Origin of the sequence: Bradyrhizobium sp. 956_D2_N1_4 (assembly GCF_052076025.1) — a bacterium.
GTDB classification, from domain to species: domain Bacteria; phylum Pseudomonadota; class Alphaproteobacteria; order Rhizobiales; family Xanthobacteraceae; genus Bradyrhizobium; species Bradyrhizobium barranii.
The window spans coordinates 6,770,174-6,787,761 of sequence record NZ_CP197237.1; the positions used below are offsets into that span (position 1 = coordinate 6,770,174).

Genomic DNA, 17,588 nt, shown 5'->3' on the forward strand with positions numbered 1-17,588 from the left:
GCGCAACGAAAGCAGGGCCATCGCATGTTCGTGAACCGGCGCGACGTCCAGATCCAGTGGGGCGACTGCGACCCCGCCAACATCGTCTATTACCCGCGCTATTTCGCGATGTTCGACGATTCGACCTCGACCCTGTTCGAGGTCGCCGGCTTCTCCAAGCAGGACCTGGTCCGCAAATACGGCCTGGTGGGCATCCCCATGGTCGATACGCGGGCCAAGTTCTACATCCCCTCGACCTATGGCGACTGGATCACCATCGAAACGAGGATCGAGAGCATCAAGCGCTCGAGCTTCGAGGTGAAGCACAGCGTCTACAAGGGCGAGGCGCTGGCGCTCGAGGGTTTTGAGACCCGCGTCCTGGTCCGCCGCGATCCCGTTAACCCCGACAAGCTGAAATCGGCACCGTTTCCGGCGGAAATGGTAGCCAAATTCACGGGAAGTTAGGTCTGGAGCTAAATCGCCGCATCACCAAAAGAGGGGGCTGAATTACCCCCCGATTTCTGCTTTCAAAGAAACACGTCAAGGGAGGAATAGATGAAACGCTTTTACCTGACCGCCGCCATCGCCGCGGCGACGCTTGCCCTGCCGGCTCTGCCTGCGCTGGCCCAGACCAGCGAAATCACCATCGGCATCACCACCACAACGACCGGCCCGGGTGCCGCACTCGGCATTCCCGAGCGCAACGCGCTGGAATTCGTGCCGAAGGAGATCGGCGGCGTGCCGCTGAAGGTGATCGTGCTCGACGACGGCGGCGATCCCACCACGGCGACCACCAATGCCCGCCGCTTCGTGACCGAATCCAAGGCCGACATCATCATGGGCTCGGCGCTGACGCCGCCGACCATCGCCGTCTCCAACGTCGCCAACGAGGCCGGCATTCCGCATTTCGGCCTGGCGCCGTTCCCGATCACGCCTGAGCGCATGAAGTGGTCGGTGGCGATGCCGCAGCCGATCCCGATCGTGGGCAAGGTGCTGTACGACCACATGAAGTCGAAGGGCGTGAAGACCGTCGGCTATATCGGCTATTCCGACTCCTATGGCGACCTCTGGTTCAACGACCTGAAGGCCCAGGCCGTGCCGATGGGCATCACCATCGCCGATGAGGAGCGCTTCGCCCGCCCTGATACGTCGGTGACCGGACAGGTGCTGAAGCTCGTCGCCGCCAACCCCGACGCGATCCTGGTCGGCGCTTCCGGTACCGCGGCTGCGCTGCCGCAGACCGAGCTGCGCGAGCGCGGCTATCAGGGCCTGATCTACCAGACCCATGGCGCCGCCAGCATGGACTTCATCCGCATCGCCGGCAAAGCAGCGGAAGGCGTGCTGATGGCCTCCGGTCCCGTCATGGACCCCGAGGACCAGCCGGACGAAGCCGCCACCAAGAAGCCGGGCCTCGCGCTCAACACCGCCTATGAGGCCAAGTACGGCCCGAACAGCCGCAGCCAGTTCGCCGGTCACTCCTATGATGCGTTCGAGATCCTCAAGCGCATCATTCCGACGGCGCTGAAAACCGCAAAGCCCGGCACACCGGAATTCCGCGAAGCGATCCGCCAGGCGCTGCTGTCGGAGAAGGAGCTGGCAGCGAGCCAGGGCGTCTACAACTTCACCGAAAAGGACCGCTACGGCCTCGACGAGCGCTCGCGCATCCTGCTCACGGTGAAGAACGGCAAGTACACGCTCGTGAGATAAGGCGCGGCGAAAGTTTCGAGACGACGAGAGCCGGCCCATTGGGCCGGCTCTTTTGTTTTTCTTCTGGGGCGAATTGCCTACCGAGGTCGTCATGCCCGGGCTTGTCCCGGGCATCCACGTTCTTTGCACCGTACCGCAAGGCGTGGATGGCCGGGACAAGCCCGGCCATGACGGTGTGGAGAGTTCAGCGCCTCGAGAACTACGGTCTTGTGAGCGCTAAGCCGCCTGCCGCAGCGGGGTCCAGGCGAACTCCGGATAATAATCGTCCATCATGCGGTCGACATAGGCGGTGAGGTTCGCAAATCCCTCGGCGCGCTGACGCAGGCCGGATTCGAAGAAGGGCGTCAGGATTCCGGCGAGCGCGCCGAAGGCGGTGGCATCGACGCCGCAGGGCTTGTTGCCCATCAGGTAGGCCTTGTCGCCGAGCTGCACCGAAAGCGCGAACAGCGAACGTACCGCGAGATCGACGTCGTCATCGGGCGCGTGGCGGCCGAGGCCGGAGAGCAGATAGTTCTCGGCGACACGAAATTGCGCATCCTCGCGCAACTTTTCGCGATTGTGCTCCGGCGCGCCGTCGAAGAAATGCGAGGGCCCCTTGGCGAAGTTGACCGGATCGACCCAGCGCGCCCCGACCAGCGCCCAGTAGACGTGATGCTCGATCATGCGCTCGAACGCCCAGGCCTGCGCGCGCTCGGAGAGCGACAGCCCCGCGTCGAAATCGAAGCCATAGCGGCGCTCGATATGGGCGCGAATGAAGGTGGAATCGGCCACCGCCTCGCCGCCATCGTCGATGAACGGCAGCTGCCCCTTGGGCGAGGCCGGCGGCATCGCCCGCTCCTTCCGGTAGGGCAGTCCCGCCATCTTGAGCTGGACCTCGGTCTTGGTGACGAAGGGGCTGATTTCCGGCAGGCCGAAGCCGGCGCCAAAGCCATAAAGCGTGATCATGCGAACTCTCTCCTGGACCTGCGAAATTTGGGCTTGCGAAATTTGGACTTGCGAAACTTTGAGGGAACCTAGTGACCGGCTGCTGCCACCATGGTGGCAGCAGCCGTGATATCTTCTGCGAAACGGGCCCCCCGCCAGGCGCGGGCCATGACATGGCGGGCCAGCGCGTCCGCAGCCTGGGTCAGCAAGCGTGCCATCACGCTTGCGAGAGCAAATCGGAGGTCGACGGCCATGAGATCGAGCGAAACGAGGCGGCCGAGCGCCCAGGCGGACCAGACCTGTGCCCGCAACATCGGAATCGCCGGGCCAAAATGGGTTGGAATGATCATGGACAAATCCTCTTCAGTCGATGTGTTGTCCCGGTATAGACACCCCCTGCTGCCAACATCCTGTCAGCAGCAGCGCGCCATTTTCTGATCCGTCCCCCGATAAGAGAATTGCCATGAGACGCGCCGACCGGCTGTTTCAGATCATCCAGGTGCTGAGGCGCACGCGTAAGCCGCTGACCGCGGACGCGATCGCGGCCGAGCTCGAGACCTCGAAGCGCACCATCTATCGCGACATCGCAACCTTGATCGGCCAGCGGGTGCCGATCCGCGGCGAAGCCGGCATGGGCTACATCCTCGAGAAGGGTTTCGACCTGCCGCCCTTGATGCTGACACCCGACGAGATCGAGGCGGCGGTGCTGGGCGCGCAATGGGTCGCGGGCCATGCCGATTCCGCACTGGCACGCGCGGCCGAAGATTTGATGGCCAAGATCGCCGACACCGTGCCTGAGCGCTTGCGTCCCTTCGTGCTGGAGCCGGCAAGCCGCGCGCGGCCGAGCTGGAACAGGGAGCCGGACCGCCTCGACATGGCGCGCACGCGCACCCAGATCCACGAAGGCAGGAAGATCATGCTGCGCTATCGCGACGAGCAGGGCCGCCCCAGCGAGCGCATGATCTGGCCGATCTCGGTCGGCTATCTCGAAGCCGTGCGCCTGCTTGCGGCCTGGTGCGAGCTGCGCGGCGACTTCCGCAGCTTCCGCACCGACCGCGTCGTGGATGCGAACTATCTCGACGATAAATATCCGGAGCGGCGCGACGTGCTGCGCGCAAGATGGCGGCAGAGCCTGGTCTGGGGCCCGCCAAAGGACACGTGAGCGCGATGGAAGAGACCTCCCCCGTCGACCTGTCGAGCTGGTGCCAGAGCTGCGGCGCCTGCTGTGGCTATTCGGAGAACTGGCCGCGCTTCTCGATCGAGAGCGACGAGGAGCTTGCCGCAATCCCCGAGACGCTCGTCAACGCGCGCCAATCCGGCATGCGCTGCGAGGGCGATCGCTGTTCGGCGTTGCGGGGGGAGATCGGAAAGCAGACGGCCTGCGGCATTTACGAGGTGCGGCCGGAGGTGTGCCGCACCTGCATGCCGGGAGACGCCGAATGCGCGATGGCGCGGCGGAAATTCGGACTGCCGGTAATCGAGGTCGCTTAGGCTGGAACGGCTACCGCTGGAACGGCTTCGCTGACCTCGTCGTCGAACCCGTCCTCAAGCGGTGCAAGCACCGAGAGCGGCTTGGTCGACAGCGTGATCGGCTTGCGGCCCCCCGACAGCGACGGCGACGATTTGACCGTGCTTTCGCGCGACAGCGCGTAGAGCGTCGAGCCGACGCGGCCGCCATTGTCGATCAGGTCACGCTCGTTGCAGCTGGCTGCGATCGCGACCGCCAGCGAATGCAGATGGCTGCGGCGATAGCAGAACAGCGCCAGCCTGGCGCGCGCGTCAGGGGAAACACTCTCAACCAGCCTCGGCAGGCCACTCTCGCTGGCGCGATACATCTCGCCAAGGAGCTCGTCGCGGACCGGGCAGAAATCGCTTTCATATGCGTCGCGGCTTGAAAACATTGCGGTTCTCCTCGTTGCCGAAGATGCAGCGCAATTCTCTAATGAAAGGTTAACCACGCCGCCCGGTAGTCACCCGGGGTCCTTGCGCCCTGGTCGCGAATCGGAGGCGCCCGAATGGGGGTCGGGCCACCACATCTGAGCCGATAAGTCGGGACGCCAATGCCTCCACGGCGTCATGGCCGGGCATAGCCGTCCGAAGGACGGCGTCGCTTCCGCTCGCCTTTGTCCCGGCCATCCACGGCTGGCCACGCGGCACGAAGAACGTGGATGCCCGGGCCTTCGCCTCGCCGAAGCGGCTTCGGCCGCGCAGGCGGGACAAGCCCGGGCATGACGACCTCTTGTGAATGCCGATCGACGACTATCCGCAGGCCCGCCGGCCTCAGTTCGCCGCCATGAAGATGGAAAGGCCGAAGCCGGTCAAATGATGCAGGGCCTGGTCGACGCCGATCAGGGTCCAGAACCAGGGATGCTGCAGGTCGACACCGAAATTGGCGGAGACGAACCCCTTGGCGCGGTCGATGGTGATGTGGATCGCGAAGTCGATGAACGCGACGAACCAGAATCGCGGCGCCACTATCAGGATCAGCGGCAGCGCAACCGCGAGGTGAATCAGGCAATGCACCAGAAGCGGCAAAGCCCAGCCGTGCTTCTGGTCCTTGCCGTGCGCCATCCAGGCGGTCTGGAGCACGAAATCGGCGATGATGTGCTTGAAGGTGAGCAGCAACATCCAGCCAATGAGCGCTTCGACCGGAACCGCCGATGACATGGGTGGAAACGACAAGCTGACGCCCTCATTGACGTGACAAGAAAGATCGGAGCGTTAGCGCAACTTCTTTTTGGACCGGTCAAATCGCCGGGACGTGTGATTTATGACATCTCCCGCGACGGAATGCAGCCGGGGGGAACTGGAAAATCGCCAACTGTGGCTAACTGGTGATAGGATGACCAATCGCCGCGGCCAGATCGAGTAAGGTTACCTCCGGCTCGAATTTTGCATTCCGGTACCGGCGCGCTATCATTGTCGGCAGAGAATAGCGTTCTTTTTTCAGACGTTTAGGAATTGCAGGGCGCCCGCCGCGATCGCATTCGCGAGCCGTCCGCCACTCAGGAATAGGGCCGGAGTGCTGCCATGAGTACTGAAGGCCCAACCTCGTCACCGACCGAACCGCCGCCGCGGCGCCCCAAGGTGATCAAAACCAATCAGCAGCAGGTCTTTCTCTACGTCGTGCTGACCCTGCTGCTGTCGCTCGCCACCGTCTGGGGCGGCCGCGCCATGCTGCACAATTCGGAGACGCTGACCTTTGCCGTCGGCACCCCCAACAGCGACGAGGCGCTGTTCGCCGCCAAGCTCGCCACGCTGCTGAAGAACAACGCCTCGCGCTTCCGGATCAAGATCGTCAACAACGCAGACAATGCCAAGGCGCTCGCACAGTTCGACCGCAAGCAGGCCGACCTCGCCGTCCTTCGCACCGACACCAAGGTGCCGCTGCGGGCGCGCACGCTCGCGATCCTTGAGCACGATCTGGTGCTGCTGCTCGGTCCCGGCAACAAGAAGATCAAATCGCTCGCCGAGTTGAAGAAGAAGAAAGTTGCCGTCGTCGCCGAGAACGAATCCTCGCTCGCCTTCGTCCGTAGCATCCTCGACATCCCCGACGGTCCGGATGCCGCCAGGATCCAGATGGCGCCGCAGGGTGCAACGCTCGACAAGCTGTTTGCGCCGGCGAGCGGCTTCGGCGCGGTGATCGCCATCGTCCATGCCTCCAGGGCGGTGCGGGACAAGGCCTATGAGCAGGTCGCCAAGCGCGGCGGCTTCACGCTGAACGCGATCGACGAGGCCAAGGCGCTCGCGCGCAAGATTCCCGGCATTTCCAGCGAAACGCTGACTGCGGGCACGCTGTCCGCATCGCCGGAAATTCCCGACGACGACCTCGACACGATCGGGCTCGAATGGCTGCTGGTCGCGCAATCCAGGATGTCGGCGAGCACGGCGGGCGAGCTCGCGCGCGTCGTCTATGAGAACAAGTCCGCGCTCGGGCTCGACAACGGCTTCGCCAGCCGAATCGAGCCGGCCTCCGTCGAGAAGGATGCCTACGTGATGGCGCATCAGGGGGCGGCCGACTACATCAACGACGACACCAAGTCGTTCATGGATAAGTACAGCGACCTGATGTATCTGGGCGCCGCCGCGCTCAGCGTGATCGGCTCGATCTTCGCAGCGATCTACGCCAAGATCACCCGGATCGCGCCTGAGAAGGCTGGCGAGCTTTCCACCGCCGTCCTCGACATCGGCGAACGCATCGAGCACGCCCATTCGCTGGACCAGCTCGAATGTCTCCAGGATGAGCTGGAGGGCATTCTGCGCGGCGCGGTCATAGGTCTCAGGGACGGCACGATCAGTACCGACGGGCTCGACACCTTCAAGCTCGGCTACGAGTTCGTCCGCGACGAGATCGGCATGCGCCGCGACTATCTCAAACGCCACTGCGGCGAGGCCGACAAGGTCGCCCAGGATACGGCCCCTCCCCAGCAGGACGAGAGCAAGATCGTCGTGGTGAAGACAGCTCAGAGTGCCTGACCTGTCGATCTGACGGGTCTCGCAGCAGCGCCTTGCCGACATTTCCCGCGAATCGCCGGGCCGAATCCGCGAACCGCCCCCATCCACAACCGTTTGCTCCCGGATACAACCGGAGCACGCGCCATGCGTACACTCCTCGTCATCATCCTTCTGGGCATGCTGGTGGCGGCCGGCTATTTCGCCTATTCCGCAATGGCGATCGAGGGCGAGCCGATCCCTACGGAAGGCTATGTGGCGTTGGCGCTGGGCGCGGGTTTCGCCATCGTCGTCGGCATCGGCCTGATGATGCTGCTTTTTTTCAGCAGCCGCCGCGGCTACGACGAGCCGCCGCATTTCAGGTAGCGACCCGGATCCACCGCGGCACCGGGCTTTCCGCGCTCCTGTCCGACGATGCTGCGGGCAGTCCCCTGCCCGTCGTTGACGGCTCCTGCCTGGGCGGGCACTTTGGCGGTGGCGTCCCAGCCGGGACCGCAAGAGACACGACCGAGCCCGCCTTCCCGCATGTCCAAGCCGCTGATCCCCGCATTGGCCCAGTTCGTGGCCGCCACGGCCGGCCGCAACATGACCAAGGCGGCCTATGTGGCGGTCGGGCTCGGCGTGCTCAGCATGGTGCTGCTGACGGTCAACCCGGCCTATGAGACGGCGCACCGCTGGGTCGATGCCCTGCTATGGGCCTGCCTCGTCTATTTCGTGTTCGAATGGGTGGTCCGGCTGCGCCACATGGCACAAACGGGGCGCCTGTCGCTCTACATGACCTCCTCTGCCGGAGTGGTCGATGCTCTGGGCGCGCTGGCCGTGCCGGTCGCGCTCCTGATCGGCATCGAGCCGAAGACGGCGTGGCTGCTCAGCGTGCTCTGGGTATTGAAGGTGGTGCCGGGCATTCCGGGCCTGCGGCAGCTGCGCCGGGTGCTGGTGCTGGAATCGGGGCCGCTGGTCAGCGTGCTCGTGATCTTCCTGATGGTGGTGTTCCTCGCTTCCGTCGCTGAATATTTCCTGGAACGGGACGTGCAGCCCCAAACCTTCGGCAGCGTTCCCGCCGCGCTGTGGTGGGCTGTCGTCACGCTGACGACGACGGGCTATGGCGATGTCGTGCCGGTGACGCCGCTCGGGCGCGTGGTGGCGGCGATGGTGATGATCTCGGGCCTCGGCGTGTTCGGGCTGTGGACTGGTATCCTGGCGACCGGCTTTGCCGCCGAGACAAGGCGCGACAATTTCCTCAAGACCTGGGAATCCGTCAGCAAGGTGCCGTTCTTCGCAGCGCTCGGCCCTGCCGCCATCGCCGACGTCACCCACATGCTGCGCACCATGGAGCTGCCGGCGCGCACCATGATCATCCGCAAGGGCACGCAGGGCGACTGCATGTATTTCATCGCCGCCGGCGAGGTCGAGGTCGACCTGCCCGGCAAGAAGGTCCAGCTCGGCGAGGGCGCGTTCTTCGGCGAGATGGCGCTGCTCGGCAACAACAAGCGCGGCGCCAATGTCTCGACCACGAAGGTGTCGCGGCTGCTGGTGCTCGACCTCGTCGATTTCCGCGTGCTGATGGCGCGGCATCCCGATCTCGCCGAGACCATCGATGCGGAAGCCAAGCGCCGCACACTCGAAAACAAATAAATGGAGACAAGAATGTCGGACACAGCCGACGCAGCCTCAGGCCCCGTGCTCGAACGCGACGGCGCACGCGCCACCATCCGCCTCAACCGGCCCAAACATCTCAACCGGCTCCAGGCCGAGGATCTCGGCGAGCTGGTCAGACTTTTCGACCGGATCGAGGCCGATCCTGATATCCGCGTGCTGGTGCTGACCGGCACGGGGCGGGCCTTCTCGGCGGGCTATGACCTCAACTCGGTTGCCGAGCGCGCGGTCAGCGCCAACGAGCAGCAGAGTGCGGGCTCGGCGTTCGAGGTCGTCGTCAACCGGCTGGAGGATCTCGGCGTGCCGACGATCTGCCGGCTCAATGGCGGCGTCTATGGCGGGTCGACCGACCTCGCGCTCGCCTGCGATTTCCGCATCGGCGTCGACACCGCCGAGATGTTCATGCCGGCGGCGCGGCTCGGGCTGCATTACTACAGAAACGGCATCAAGCGTTACGTGACGCGGCTCGGCGTCGACAATGCGAAAAAGCTGTTCCTCACCGCGCAGAAGATCAGCGCGCCGGAGATGCTACGCATCGGGTATCTCACCGCCATGGTGCCGGTGGAACTCCTGGACGAGGAGGTCGACAAGCTCGCCAACATCCTCGCCGGCAACGCGCCGCAGGCAATGGCCGGCATGAAGCGCGCCATCAACGAATTCGCCCGTGACGAATTGGACGAAGCGGCCGCCGATCAGCGCCACCGCGACAGCATGCGCGGCGACGAGATCAAGGAAGGTATCAAGGCGTTTGGGGAGAAACGGCCGCCAAAATTCTGATCACGCCCGCTGCGACCGCATCGCGCGCACCTGCGTGAGCTTGGGATCGCGGACGAGCGCCTGGTAGCGTTTGCTGTCGACGGCGTAAATCGCGATCCGGCCCTCACTGTCGGCATGAACGCCCCAGCCGAAGCGCTTGCCCAGGCTCGACGCCCTCATGCACGCCTGCCCCCGGGAGAAGAACGCTTCACGGGCCGCGCGCTTCTCCGTCTTCGTCGCTTTCACATCGATCTCGCGTCCCGGCGCGGACGTCGCGAAGATCACGTCGTCGGACGTGTGCTTGTAGGGTGCCTTGGCGATCATCTCGTATTGCAGGCATGCCACCGTCGGCTTTCCCGCACGCAGCGGCGGCTCCTCGCCGGTATGCGCGGGACAGTCTTCAGCGACCCGGATGAAGGTGTTGAAGCAGTTGGTCGTGTGCATCGACTTTGTCATCTGCAACCCTGGATCATTCAACCACCTGCAGCCGCGGCATGCTGCGCCGCCATCTCATCGTCGGCGGCATTGATCCGCTGGAACGCAGGCCGGGACGTCATCCGTTCGGCATAACGAACGAATACATCTTTTTTCGGCACGATGCCGAACATCATCGTCCAGCTGAACGCGACACCCCACAAGATATCGGCAGCCGTCATCCGCTCGCCGAGCAGATACGGCCCCTTTGACAATTGCGTCTCGAGGGCGCCCAGCATGGTGTCGTAATCGGCATAGGGCGACTGCATGATCGGCGCCGGCTCGCGCTGCATGAACTTGTCGATCAGGGCCGGCTCGAAGGATGCGCCGTAATAGGCGATCCAGCGCAGGTAAGGACCGCGCAGCGGATCGTTCAGTGCGGGCGTCAGCCCCGCCTGCGGAAACAGATCGGCGAGATAGATGGTGATCGCGACCTGCTCGGTCACCAGCGCCTCGCCGTGGCGGACCGACGGCACCTTGCCCAGCGGATTGATCGCGAGATAGGCGCCCTGGCGCTGCTCGCCGGCCTTCATGTTGAGGACGTGGAGATCGTAGGGCGCGCCCAGCTCCTCCAGCAGCACCCGCGTGCCGGTGGCGCGGCTTTGCGGCGAATAATACAGGGTGATGCGGTTTTGATCGGTCATAACAGGTCTCCATCTGGCCGGCTGGCGATGGCGCTTGTAGCGGACCATACCTGACATCCTGTGTCAGGTATGGTTTAAGGGATCATGCGCGCGAGCAGAATGCTGTCGATCCTCACCACCCTCCAGGCCAGGGGGCAGGTCACTGCGCCCGAGCTTGCGGAAGCCTGCGAGGTCTCGGTGCGCACGATCTATCGCGACATCGACGCGCTCGCGGCGTCCGGCGTCCCTGTTTACGCCGACCGTGGCGCGGAGGGCGGCTATCGCCTGCTCGACGGTTATCGCGTGCGTTTGAACGGCCTGTCGCAGAACGAGGCTGAGGCCCTGTTCCTTGCGGGACTGCCGGGACCGGCCGCGGCGCTCGGGCTGGACGCAGCGATGATCGCCGCGCAGAACAAGCTGATGGCGGCACTCCCCGCCAACCTTCGCGAAGACGCCGGGCGGATGCAGGAGCGTTTTCACCTGGACGCACCCGGCTGGTTCGGCGAGACGGAAGAGCCCAAACATCTGCGCACCATTGCCGGCGCGGCTCTGCGCGGGACGCTGATCAAGATCCGCTACCAGAGCTGGCGCGCGGAGAAGCAGCGCCGCGTCGCTCCGCTCGGGCTCGTGCTGAAGGGCGGCAGCTGGTATCTCGCCGGTCACGTCGACGGCAGCACGCGCACCTATCGCATCGCGCGCGTGCTGGACTGCACCGCGCTCGACGATCGCTTCGATCGTCCCGCCGCGTTCGATCTCGCCGCCTATTGGCAGGCTGCGACGCTTCGCCTCGAAGCCGAGATGCATCCCAATGTCGCGATCGTGCGGCTGTCGCCGTTAGGCGTCAAACTGCTCGACGCGCTGAGCCAGCCTTTCGTCAGGGCGCGCACACAGATTGAAGAGACCACGGATACCGACGGCTGGCGCATCGCGCGCGTGCCGACCGGCAAAACGTCATGGCACGCGGCATCCGAATTGTTGCGGCTGGGGTCCGAAGCCGAAGTGCTGGAGCCCGCCGATCTCCGCGAGAAGATGGCGGAGATGACGCAGGCGATGGCTGCGCGCTATCGCGCAGCGGCGCGAAAAGCCTGAAAGCGGCGCATTTCACCGAAGCCCACGAAACATTCCTGAAACACGATTCCTGCCTCGCGCCCTGAACGCGTTTGCGTCTCAGCCCGACGGAGAAGCAGGGACACAACAACGGCCTTAGCGCCACACTGGAGAATGAAAATGTTTCGCAAGCTTGCTCTTGGTCTGATCGCCGCTGGTTCGCTTGGTGTTGCCGCTCTCGCGCCAACCGCGGCTTCAGCCCACGGCTTCCATCATCACTGGGGTCCCGGCTGGGGCTTTGGCGGCGTCTACGTCAACACCGGCGTCAGCAACTGCTACCAGGAGCGCGTCGTCCGGACCCGCCATGGTCTGCGCGTCCGCGTCGTGAATGTCTGCGCCTACGGGATCTACTGATATCTGACGTCCTCGACAAAGCTCCGGTCGCATCGCGGCCGGAGTTTTGCATTGGGTTAACCAATCTGCCGATGCCGGCGAAACCAGGCCCAGGTCTCGCGCGTCGTCCTGATATAGCCGCGGCCGCGATGGACGATCTCGTCGTCGACGATCTCGTTCAGCTTCGGCAGCGCGTGAAACGGGATCGAGGGATAGGCGTGGTGCTCGACGTGGTAGGGCATATTCCACGCGAACCATTTGACGATCGCGCCGGTATAAGTGGTGCGGGTGTTCTGGAAGGCGCTGCGGGTGCGGTCGCAGCCGGTGTGCTCGGCATAGAGATAGGGCCGCAGGAAGAACTGCCCGATCACGAGCGGGACGATCCAGACCCAGAGCAGCAACGCTGAGGAAAACCACAGCGAGAGCGCGAGCAGCAGCGCATAGAGCCCAGCATAGGCGCGCGCCTCGCGCACGATGACGGCGCGCTTGTTTTCGGGAATCCAGGGCACGGTGACCTTACCGGTGACGGCGTGGCCGAGCATCAACCGGAGGCGGCCGGCGACCTGAAGCAGGCCGCTATAGGCGAGCGCGAGCTGCGTGTCGGATGTCGGCTTCACGCCGACGATCAGCTCCGGGTCCTTGTCCGGATCCTGGGTGTAGCGGTGATGGTCCCAGTGAAACAGGCAGTAATATTCGTAAGGTTGTCCGATGATGAAGGCCGAGGGATAGCCGACCGCAAGGTTGAGGCCACGGCTCCTGAACGCGGTCTTGTGCGCGGTCTCGTGCAGCGCCATGAACAGGAAGGCGACGAAATAGCCCTGCACCGCCATCAGCGGCAGCGCCCATTGCACGCCCCAGGCTGAAGAGACCTTCCAGACCAGCGCGCCGACCAGCACGACCAGGCCGTAATGGCTAAGACTTTTCGCGGCCCCCCTGAGATTGGAGCGCACCGACAATTCGCGCAGCATGGCCGGGCTCAGCGGCTTCAGACGATGGCCGGGCTCTGAAACGGTCGCGTCAGTCATGATCGAAGGCTCGCCCTATTTGCTGAGAAGCTCTGCGACCTCGGCCTTGAGGAAGGCCTGATCGCGCGGATTGTTGACGGGGTTGCCGGCGCGATGGCCGTGCAGCGACGGGATCGGATGCAGCACCGCCGATCTTGCGTTGACCAGCCTGCCGAGCTCGTCCTCATTGTCGCGGACGTCGAAATAGCGGTCGGTCGCACCCGGCATCAGCAGCATGTGCGCCTTGATCGCGGCCAGCGCCCGATCGAGATCGCCGCCGAACGAAGCGCAACGACTGATGTCCCCGCGCTGCCAGATCCCGGCCTGCGCGAGGAGATCGTTGGCATCACGCCGGGCAAAGGTCGCGTCCCAGTTCCGAACCAGATAGTCCTCGAGCGAGGTGAAGCCCGCCTCGCGCCAGAGCTCGTCGCGGTAAAAGCCGTGCGACATCGCCCAGCCGGCATAGACGCGTCCCATGGCGCGATAGCCGGCAACGGGCTTCTCGACGAAGCGGCCGTCACGGAAGGCGGGATCACCGGTCAGCGCAGCCTTCACACTTTCGAGGAAGACGAAATTGTAGGGCGCGCAGCGCGCACTGCCGCAGACCACCGCGGCCCGCGCGACCATGTCGGGATGCAGCGCCGCCCAGTGATAGGTCTGCATGCCGCCCATCGACCAGCCATAGACCAGCGCGAGTTTTGTGATGCCGAAGCGCTCGGTCAGCAGCCGGTGCTGGATCGCGATGGCGTCGTGATAGGTGATTTGCGGGAATGGCCCGTCGCCAAAATTCGACGGCGAGGACGACAGGCCGTTGCCGAACAGGTTCGGGATGATGATGAAGTAGCGCGTAGGGTCGAGCACGCCATCGGGCCCGATCAGCCATTCCGTGTCGTAGTGTTGGGCGCTGAACGAGGTCGGGTAGAGGATAACGTTGTCCCTGGCGGGGCTGAGGGTGCCGTAGGTCTTGTAGGCGAGCTTCATCGCGGGGAAGACGGCGCCGGACTGAAGCGTGACGTCGCCGGCCTCAAAGATCTCGTAGTCGCGCTGCCCGGTCATGCGTCCAACTCCCGCTCACGCGGCCGCAGCATGCGCCCGCCGAGACAACGATGCATTGTTCGTGCCGGACCGGCAAACGCATCGTTGCGTCGCGCTTAATATCTGTACTTATAGTACAGTTATTAGATTAGAACAAGGGGGTTTGGTCGTCGCGCGTCAGGCGATGGCCGCGATGTATCGCTGCACGGACGCTGCGAATGCGGCCCTGGCGCCGGAGGCGATGTTGCGGCCCCACCAGGCGCCGTAGATGCGGTCAAAGGCGAGCGGCTCCACAGCGGCTGCGATCCGCCGCACCGCGGCGGCGTTGAGCGGCATGTAGTTCGGATAGGAGTACATGAAGCTGACGAAGCGGCGGTCCATCGCCACCTGCGCGATGTCGCCGGTGAGCAGCGCGCCCTTGCCCTCCGCACCGCGCGCATAGTGCAGCATGGTGGCGCCCGCGAAATGACCGCCGGTGCGCAGCAGCAGCACATCGTCGGCGATGCGCTGCTGATCGCCGGTCCAGTGCACGATCGAGGGATGCGGACGCGTCACCCATTGGCGATCATCGGCATGCAGATAGACCGGCGCACCGCCGAACGCCTCGCTCCAGTCGGCAAGCGCGCCATAGTAATGCGGATGCGAGATCGCGATCGCCTTCAGTCCGCCGAGCGCGCGCACATGCGCGATCGCCTCCGCCGTTGCCAACGGCACGCAATCCCACATCACGCAGCCATCGCTGACAGGAACCAGCAGCGCACGCTGGCCAATGGCAAAGCCCGGCTCGAGCGCGATACCGGTGAGGCCGAGATCCTCGCGCCAGGCAAGGCGGTGCCGTTCCGCCAACGCTTCGCGTGTGAGGAAGGTCTGGCCCTTCCAGTTCACGAACTGCCGCTCGTCCTCGCAGATCGGACAGGATGCGGGCGGATTTCCGCTTTCTGGAAATTGGGCGCCGCAGGTTTCGCAGGTCCAGAGAGGCATGGCCATGATCCAGAAGAAGGAGGGGACACCCACGAGATGACGCCGCAGCCCTCCCATCGCAAGTGCGGAAGAACCAACCCGGCCAGCACATGTTACTTTCCGGTCCGCCCCCGCGCCAGTTGGCCGGTCATGTCAGCCCGTCTTGTCAGCCCTGCTTGTGCAAGACCATTTCCGCCGGCAGTCGCTCAACGTCCCGATGGCATCGCGCTCTCCTCGCCGCCTCTGTCGGGCTATCTCGGCTACAAGTTCGGCTGTGTCGCCGCGTTCGTGCTGGCGGCCGCGTTCGGCGCCATCGCGATCGCCTGCGTGCTGATGATCCCCGCAAAGGCGATCGACGATCGCGCCGCGCGCGGCAGCAACGAAGATGCCCCCAACAGCGCGCCGGACGCGTTCACCATGCTGCTCAAGCACCGGGCGCTGCTCGTGTTGGCGCTCGCGCTGTTTCATCTCGGCAACGCCGGGCTGCGGCACCAAGTCGCGGTCACAGCGCGTCATCGCGAGTGGCTTATCACGCAATCCGGCGCTTTTGCGGTTGCGGAGCACCGGCCTGACGATACAACCTGCCGTAAATCGCCAACTAACCTGCCCTTCCCGATCGATGATCCAGCCTCAACTCTCATTCGATGGCGACCCGAATGGCCAGGCCTATGAAAGATGGCGCGAGCAGTTTTGCCGCCAGGTCGCCGACGTCGATTTCGTTCCGATCGGGGAAGGACGTGTTCACCGGACCATTTCGCCGGCCATCCTTCCGCGCCTCCGACTCTCGGCCTCGTTCGGCACGCCGATGTCCTTCGTGTCGCTGGGGACGAACGACGAATTGGTGATCACGATGTCGCCGAATTCGGCGCTGAGCGGGGCCATGGGACGACGTCCGCTGGAGGTCGCCGCCGGCGACGTCACGATCGGCGACCCCTCGATCAAGGGCGCCCATATCACCCAGACGACATACGGCAACTTCCAGACCGCGCTACTGCCGCGCAAGGCGCTGCTGCGCGCGTGCCCGAATGCCGAGGACCTGATCGCGCAGTCGATCCCCGGTGCCAATCCGATCACGTCGATGTTCCTGCGATATTATGACCTCGCGCACACTTATGCCGACAAGCTCGCGTCCGCGGAGCTCGATGCGGTCTCGCAGCATTTGTTCGACCTCTCCGTGCTGATGATCGGAGCGCGCGGCGATGTCGCCGAGCAAGCTCGCATGTGCGGCCTTTCGGCGGCACGTCTCGAAACCCTCAAATCCGACATCCTGGCGCAGCTCGACAACCCCGCGCTGTCGCTCACCGTCCTTTCAGCCGCGCACCGGATCAGCCCGCGCACGATCCAGTTGATGTTCGAGCAGGCCGGCATCACCTATAGCGGCTTCGTGCTGGAGCAACGGCTGCTACGCGCCGAGCGGCTGCTTCGAAATCCAAACCTGCGCACGCGCAAGATCATCGAGATCGCGCACCTCGCGGGCTTTCACGACGTCTCCTACTTCCATCGCGCATTCCGCCGCCGCTTCGGACGGACGCCCGACGACGTCAGGAAGCTCTCCGGCGAGATGGGCTAAGGAAACTCAACCACGATCTTGCCGAAGTGACCGCCCTGCTGCATCAGCCGCAACGCGTCCGGCACGGCATCGAAGCCGAACGCACGGTCGATGACCGGCTTCATGCCATTGCGGCCGATCGCGGCAGTCATCCCCTCGAACATCCGACGGCTGCCGACTGACAAGCCGATGACGTGCAGGTTCTTGGAGAACAGGCTCGGTATCGCGATCTGCTGCGAGACGCCGGTGAGCACGCCGATCACCAGAATGTTGCCACCGACCCTGATAGCCTCGAGCGACTGTGCAAAGGTATCCTTGCCGCCGACCTCGACGACGTGGTCGACGCCGCCGCCGGTCCAATCGGCCGCGGCCTTGCCCCATTCCGGCACCGAACGATAATTGATGGTGTGGTCGGCGCCGAGCGCCCTGGCACGTTCGAGCTTCTCGTCGCTCGACGACGTCACGATCACGCTCGCGCCGGCGAGTTTTGCGAATTGCAGCGCGAAGATCGAGACACCGCCGGTGCCCTGCACCACCACGGTGTCACCGGGTTTCACCCTGGCCTCCTCGAACAGCGCGCGCCACGCCGTGAGCCCGGCGCAGGGCAGCGTCGCCGCTTCCAGGAATGAAAGGTGCGATGGAATGCGGCTGACGCCCTCGGCATCGAGCAGCATCACCTCCTGCAACACGCCCGGCCGCGTGCCGCCGAGCGCATAGCGGCGGCTGGATGCCGACACCTTCCCGTCGATCCAGGACTGGAAAAACATCGGACAGACACGATCGCCAACCGCGACGCGGGTAACGCCGTCGCCGACCGCGATGACTTCGCCGGCACCGTCCGAGAACGGGATCAGCGGCAATCGTGAGACGCCGCCCTTGCCCTGCACCGTGAGCAGATCACGGTAGTTGAGCGATGCCGCCTTCATCCGCACCGCGACCTGGCCGGGGCCAGGCGTCGGTTCCGGCAGATCAACCAGCTCCAGCCCCTCGATCGACCAGTCGCGCGCGATCTGCCAGGCTTTCATGGCG

Annotated in this window: 23 protein-coding genes; 12 read left to right on the top strand and 11 right to left on the bottom strand. The window is 64.6% G+C overall.

Features of this window, described 5'->3' with window-relative positions:
* Positions 1-24 precede the first annotated feature (24 nt).
* Positions 25-444: an acyl-CoA thioesterase gene (locus AB7535_RS32015; protein ID WP_231143871.1), complete on the top strand. Its 420-nt coding sequence runs from the start codon at positions 25-27 to the stop codon at positions 442-444.
* Between the two features lie 90 nt (positions 445-534).
* Entirely contained in the window at positions 535-1,686 is a 1,152-nt protein-coding gene (locus AB7535_RS32020; protein WP_028151958.1) for an ABC transporter substrate-binding protein, read from the top strand.
* A 216-nt stretch (positions 1,687-1,902) separates the two neighbouring features.
* On the opposite strand, the gene AB7535_RS32025 is transcribed toward AB7535_RS32020, so the two are convergent.
* Together AB7535_RS32025 and AB7535_RS32030 are read right to left on the bottom strand one after the other, a co-directional pair.
* On the bottom strand, positions 1,903-2,631 hold the full coding sequence (locus AB7535_RS32025; protein WP_135214678.1) for a glutathione S-transferase family protein: 729 nt from the start codon (positions 2,629-2,631) through the stop codon (positions 1,903-1,905).
* Between the two features lie 68 nt (positions 2,632-2,699).
* Complete coding sequence (locus AB7535_RS32030; RefSeq protein WP_038933544.1) at positions 2,700-2,960, bottom strand: hypothetical protein; 261 nt, start codon at positions 2,958-2,960, stop codon at positions 2,700-2,702.
* 113 nt (positions 2,961-3,073) lie between these two features.
* Between AB7535_RS32030 and AB7535_RS32035 the strand changes: the two genes are divergently transcribed.
* Both AB7535_RS32035 and AB7535_RS32040 read left to right on the top strand, forming a co-directional pair.
* A complete protein-coding gene (locus AB7535_RS32035) occupies positions 3,074-3,772 on the top strand; it encodes a helix-turn-helix transcriptional regulator (protein WP_063980922.1) in 699 nt (232 codons plus the stop codon).
* A 5-nt stretch (positions 3,773-3,777) separates the two neighbouring features.
* Positions 3,778-4,101 (top strand): YkgJ family cysteine cluster protein, encoded by a 324-nt coding sequence (locus AB7535_RS32040; RefSeq protein ID WP_028148856.1) that lies wholly within the window; start codon positions 3,778-3,780, stop codon positions 4,099-4,101.
* On the opposite strand, the gene AB7535_RS32045 is transcribed toward AB7535_RS32040, so the two are convergent.
* Both AB7535_RS32045 and AB7535_RS32050 read right to left on the bottom strand, forming a co-directional pair.
* A complete protein-coding gene (locus tag AB7535_RS32045) occupies positions 4,098-4,511 on the bottom strand; it encodes a hypothetical protein (RefSeq protein WP_028148857.1) in 414 nt (137 codons plus the stop codon). The two genes, AB7535_RS32040 and AB7535_RS32045, sit on opposite strands and share 4 nt — an antisense overlap.
* A 379-nt stretch (positions 4,512-4,890) precedes the next feature.
* Positions 4,891-5,238: a DUF3307 domain-containing protein gene (locus AB7535_RS32050; protein WP_175618257.1), complete on the bottom strand. Its 348-nt coding sequence runs from the start codon at positions 5,236-5,238 to the stop codon at positions 4,891-4,893.
* Between the two features lie 402 nt (positions 5,239-5,640).
* Here AB7535_RS32050 and AB7535_RS32055 point away from each other — a divergent pair, with 402 nt between their 5' ends.
* From AB7535_RS32055 to AB7535_RS32070, 4 genes are all read left to right on the top strand, one after another.
* Positions 5,641-7,086: a TAXI family TRAP transporter solute-binding subunit gene (locus AB7535_RS32055; protein ID WP_166078267.1), complete on the top strand. Its 1,446-nt coding sequence runs from the start codon at positions 5,641-5,643 to the stop codon at positions 7,084-7,086.
* A gap of 123 nt (positions 7,087-7,209) precedes the next feature.
* A complete protein-coding gene (locus AB7535_RS32060; RefSeq protein ID WP_135214674.1) occupies positions 7,210-7,428 on the top strand; it encodes a hypothetical protein in 219 nt (72 codons plus the stop codon).
* Positions 7,429-7,587: 159 nt separating this feature from the next.
* Positions 7,588-8,697: a cyclic nucleotide-gated ion channel gene (locus tag AB7535_RS32065; RefSeq protein WP_166078265.1), complete on the top strand. Its 1,110-nt coding sequence runs from the start codon at positions 7,588-7,590 to the stop codon at positions 8,695-8,697.
* A 12-nt stretch (positions 8,698-8,709) separates the two neighbouring features.
* Positions 8,710-9,495 carry an enoyl-CoA hydratase/isomerase family protein gene (locus AB7535_RS32070; RefSeq protein ID WP_354113451.1) on the top strand — a complete coding sequence of 262 codons (786 nt, stop codon included), beginning with the start codon at positions 8,710-8,712 and terminating at the stop codon, positions 9,493-9,495.
* On the opposite strand, the gene AB7535_RS32075 is transcribed toward AB7535_RS32070, so the two are convergent.
* Complete coding sequence (locus AB7535_RS32075; protein ID WP_231143870.1) at positions 9,496-9,930, bottom strand: DUF6157 family protein; 435 nt, start codon at positions 9,928-9,930, stop codon at positions 9,496-9,498.
* Between the two features lie 17 nt (positions 9,931-9,947).
* A complete protein-coding gene (locus AB7535_RS32080) occupies positions 9,948-10,592 on the bottom strand; it encodes a glutathione S-transferase family protein (RefSeq protein ID WP_231143869.1) in 645 nt (214 codons plus the stop codon).
* An 84-nt stretch (positions 10,593-10,676) separates the two neighbouring features.
* On the opposite strand from AB7535_RS32080, the gene AB7535_RS32085 reads away from it, so the two are divergent.
* Together AB7535_RS32085 and AB7535_RS32090 are read left to right on the top strand one after the other, a co-directional pair.
* On the top strand, positions 10,677-11,660 hold the full coding sequence (locus tag AB7535_RS32085) for a helix-turn-helix transcriptional regulator (protein WP_231143868.1): 984 nt from the start codon (positions 10,677-10,679) through the stop codon (positions 11,658-11,660).
* Positions 11,661-11,798: 138 nt separating this feature from the next.
* On the top strand, positions 11,799-12,032 hold the full coding sequence (locus AB7535_RS32090) for a hypothetical protein (RefSeq protein WP_166078260.1): 234 nt from the start codon (positions 11,799-11,801) through the stop codon (positions 12,030-12,032).
* A gap of 56 nt (positions 12,033-12,088) precedes the next feature.
* Here AB7535_RS32090 and AB7535_RS32095 read toward each other — a convergent pair whose 3' ends face one another.
* From AB7535_RS32095 to AB7535_RS32105, 3 genes are all read right to left on the bottom strand, one after another.
* Entirely contained in the window at positions 12,089-13,036 is a 948-nt protein-coding gene (locus tag AB7535_RS32095; RefSeq protein WP_231143867.1) for a fatty acid desaturase, read from the bottom strand.
* A gap of 15 nt (positions 13,037-13,051) precedes the next feature.
* On the bottom strand, positions 13,052-14,071 hold the full coding sequence (locus AB7535_RS32100) for an alpha/beta fold hydrolase (protein ID WP_231143866.1): 1,020 nt from the start codon (positions 14,069-14,071) through the stop codon (positions 13,052-13,054).
* A gap of 156 nt (positions 14,072-14,227) precedes the next feature.
* On the bottom strand, positions 14,228-15,031 hold the full coding sequence (locus tag AB7535_RS32105; protein WP_231143865.1) for an MBL fold metallo-hydrolase: 804 nt from the start codon (positions 15,029-15,031) through the stop codon (positions 14,228-14,230).
* 36 nt (positions 15,032-15,067) lie between these two features.
* Here AB7535_RS32105 and AB7535_RS32110 point away from each other — a divergent pair, with 36 nt between their 5' ends.
* Positions 15,068-15,682 carry a hypothetical protein gene (locus AB7535_RS32110; RefSeq protein ID WP_354113450.1) on the top strand — a complete coding sequence of 205 codons (615 nt, stop codon included), beginning with the start codon at positions 15,068-15,070 and terminating at the stop codon, positions 15,680-15,682.
* A 69-nt stretch (positions 15,683-15,751) separates the two neighbouring features.
* Here AB7535_RS32110 and AB7535_RS32115 read toward each other — a convergent pair whose 3' ends face one another.
* On the bottom strand, positions 15,752-15,892 hold the full coding sequence (locus AB7535_RS32115) for a hypothetical protein (RefSeq protein ID WP_231143863.1): 141 nt from the start codon (positions 15,890-15,892) through the stop codon (positions 15,752-15,754).
* Here AB7535_RS32115 and AB7535_RS32120 point away from each other — a divergent pair.
* Complete coding sequence (locus AB7535_RS32120) at positions 15,891-16,580, top strand: helix-turn-helix domain-containing protein (protein ID WP_231143862.1); 690 nt, start codon at positions 15,891-15,893, stop codon at positions 16,578-16,580. The two genes, AB7535_RS32115 and AB7535_RS32120, sit on opposite strands and share 2 nt — an antisense overlap.
* Here AB7535_RS32120 and AB7535_RS32125 read toward each other — a convergent pair.
* Positions 16,577-17,584, bottom strand: coding sequence for a zinc-dependent alcohol dehydrogenase family protein (locus tag AB7535_RS32125; RefSeq protein ID WP_231143861.1), 1,008 nt, complete (start codon positions 17,582-17,584; stop codon positions 16,577-16,579). The two genes, AB7535_RS32120 and AB7535_RS32125, sit on opposite strands and share 4 nt — an antisense overlap.
* Between the last annotated feature and the right edge of the window lie 4 nt (positions 17,585-17,588).

Excerpts from the sequence above, each read along its gene's own strand:
- AB7535_RS32015 (WP_231143871.1), top strand. The coding sequence starts at position 25 with ATGTTCGTGAACCGGCGCGACGTCCAGATCCAGTGGGGCGACTGCGAC.
- AB7535_RS32020 (WP_028151958.1), top strand. The coding sequence starts at position 535 with ATGAAACGCTTTTACCTGACCGCCGCCATCGCCGCGGCGACGCTTGCC.
- AB7535_RS32025 (WP_135214678.1), bottom strand. The coding sequence starts at position 2,631 with ATGATCACGCTTTATGGCTTTGGCGCCGGCTTCGGCCTGCCGGAAATC.
- AB7535_RS32030 (WP_038933544.1), bottom strand. The coding sequence starts at position 2,960 with ATGATCATTCCAACCCATTTTGGCCCGGCGATTCCGATGTTGCGGGCA.
- AB7535_RS32035 (WP_063980922.1), top strand. The coding sequence starts at position 3,074 with ATGAGACGCGCCGACCGGCTGTTTCAGATCATCCAGGTGCTGAGGCGC.
- AB7535_RS32040 (WP_028148856.1), top strand. The coding sequence starts at position 3,778 with ATGGAAGAGACCTCCCCCGTCGACCTGTCGAGCTGGTGCCAGAGCTGC.
- AB7535_RS32045 (WP_028148857.1), bottom strand. The coding sequence starts at position 4,511 with ATGTTTTCAAGCCGCGACGCATATGAAAGCGATTTCTGCCCGGTCCGC.
- AB7535_RS32050 (WP_175618257.1), bottom strand. The coding sequence starts at position 5,238 with ATGTTGCTGCTCACCTTCAAGCACATCATCGCCGATTTCGTGCTCCAG.
- AB7535_RS32055 (WP_166078267.1), top strand. The coding sequence starts at position 5,641 with ATGAGTACTGAAGGCCCAACCTCGTCACCGACCGAACCGCCGCCGCGG.
- AB7535_RS32060 (WP_135214674.1), top strand. The coding sequence starts at position 7,210 with ATGCGTACACTCCTCGTCATCATCCTTCTGGGCATGCTGGTGGCGGCC.
- AB7535_RS32065 (WP_166078265.1), top strand. The coding sequence starts at position 7,588 with ATGTCCAAGCCGCTGATCCCCGCATTGGCCCAGTTCGTGGCCGCCACG.
- AB7535_RS32070 (WP_354113451.1), top strand. The coding sequence starts at position 8,710 with ATGTCGGACACAGCCGACGCAGCCTCAGGCCCCGTGCTCGAACGCGAC.
- AB7535_RS32075 (WP_231143870.1), bottom strand. The coding sequence starts at position 9,930 with ATGACAAAGTCGATGCACACGACCAACTGCTTCAACACCTTCATCCGG.
- AB7535_RS32080 (WP_231143869.1), bottom strand. The coding sequence starts at position 10,592 with ATGACCGATCAAAACCGCATCACCCTGTATTATTCGCCGCAAAGCCGC.
- AB7535_RS32085 (WP_231143868.1), top strand. The coding sequence starts at position 10,677 with ATGCGCGCGAGCAGAATGCTGTCGATCCTCACCACCCTCCAGGCCAGG.
- AB7535_RS32090 (WP_166078260.1), top strand. The coding sequence starts at position 11,799 with ATGTTTCGCAAGCTTGCTCTTGGTCTGATCGCCGCTGGTTCGCTTGGT.
- AB7535_RS32095 (WP_231143867.1), bottom strand. The coding sequence starts at position 13,036 with ATGACTGACGCGACCGTTTCAGAGCCCGGCCATCGTCTGAAGCCGCTG.
- AB7535_RS32100 (WP_231143866.1), bottom strand. The coding sequence starts at position 14,071 with ATGACCGGGCAGCGCGACTACGAGATCTTTGAGGCCGGCGACGTCACG.
- AB7535_RS32105 (WP_231143865.1), bottom strand. The coding sequence starts at position 15,031 with ATGCCTCTCTGGACCTGCGAAACCTGCGGCGCCCAATTTCCAGAAAGC.
- AB7535_RS32110 (WP_354113450.1), top strand. The coding sequence starts at position 15,068 with ATGACGCCGCAGCCCTCCCATCGCAAGTGCGGAAGAACCAACCCGGCC.
- AB7535_RS32120 (WP_231143862.1), top strand. The coding sequence starts at position 15,891 with ATGGGACGACGTCCGCTGGAGGTCGCCGCCGGCGACGTCACGATCGGC.
- AB7535_RS32115 (WP_231143863.1), bottom strand. The coding sequence starts at position 15,892 with ATGGCCCCGCTCAGCGCCGAATTCGGCGACATCGTGATCACCAATTCG.
- AB7535_RS32125 (WP_231143861.1), bottom strand. The coding sequence starts at position 17,584 with ATGAAAGCCTGGCAGATCGCGCGCGACTGGTCGATCGAGGGGCTGGAG.